Origin of the sequence: Streptomyces sp. NBRC 110035 (assembly GCF_000829695.1) — a bacterium.
In the GTDB taxonomy this organism is placed as follows: Bacteria; Actinomycetota; Actinomycetes; order Streptomycetales; family Streptomycetaceae; genus Streptomyces.
Window position 1 is genome coordinate 1 of record NZ_BBNN01000010.1, and the last position, 1046, is coordinate 1046.

2 protein-coding genes are annotated in these 1046 nt (G+C 66.7%); both read right to left on the minus strand.

What is annotated here, in order from left to right:
• Nucleotides 1-709 (minus strand): alpha-amylase family glycosyl hydrolase (locus TU30_RS00075; RefSeq protein ID WP_042162985.1); only part of this gene is annotated, 709 nt, incomplete at its 3' end.
• Nucleotides 706-1046: alpha-glucosidase C-terminal domain-containing protein (locus TU30_RS00080; RefSeq protein ID WP_042162987.1), on the minus strand; the 341-nt coding region annotated here is incomplete at its 5' end. The genes TU30_RS00080 and TU30_RS00075, both read right to left, overlap by 4 nt.

Here is a 1046-nt window from a genome sequence, read left to right on the forward strand (position 1 = left end):
AGGCGGGCAGGTTCTCGCAGTTGGTGCCCTCGGCCGCGTACAGATACGGCACCGCGTCCAGCCGGAAGCCGTCGATGCCCAGGTCCAGCCAGAAGCGCAGGGCTGCCAGGATCTCCTCCTGGACGCGTGGGTTCTCGTAGTTCAGGTCCGGCTGGTGCGAGAAGAACCGATGGAAGTAGTACTGCCCGCGGACCGGGTCGTAGGTCCAGTTGGAGGCCTCGGTGTCGACGAAGATGATCCGCGCGTCCGGATAGCCCTTGTCGTCGTCCGCCCAGACGTAGAAGTCGCCGTAGGGGCCGTCCGGGTCCGTGCGGGACTCCTGGAACCACAGGTGCTGGTCGCTGGTGTGGTTCATGACGAAGTCGATGATCACGCGCATGCCCCGCTGGTGGGCGGCGTCCACGAACTCCACGAAGTCGGCGAGGTCGCCGAAGTCGGGCAGGACGGCGGTGTAGTCGGCGACGTCGTAACCGCCGTCGCGCAGCGGCGACTCGAAGAAGGGCGGCAGCCAGAGGCAGTCGACGCCGAGCCACTGCAGATAGTCGAGCTTGGCGGTCAGCCCCTTCAGGTCACCGATGCCGTCGCCGTTGCTGTCCTGGAAGGAGCGGACGAGGACCTCGTAGAAGACGGCTCGTTTGAACCAGTCGGGGTCGCGGTCCCTGACCGGTGTGTCCTCGAAGGTGTCCGGCACGGGCTCGTTGACAGTCATGACGCTCCTGACCCTCCGGTTCGCTGTGCGGCGGGCGGTCGCTGGACGTGCAGGACGTGCGCGGGAGCCCGCCCCGGTTCCAGGCGCACGTAGTTGGCGCTGCCCCAGTGGTAGGTGTCGCCGGTGAGCTCGTCGCGCACCGGCACCGACTCGTGCCATTCCAGGCCGAGTTGCGGCATGTCCAACGAGACCGTGGCCTCCTGGGTGTGGTGGGGATCGAGATTGACCACCACCAGCACGACATCCGGTCCACTGCGTTTGCTGTATGCGATGACCGCGTCGTTGTCGGTGTGGTGGAAGCGGAGATTGCGCAGAGCCCGCAGCGAGGGGTGCTCCC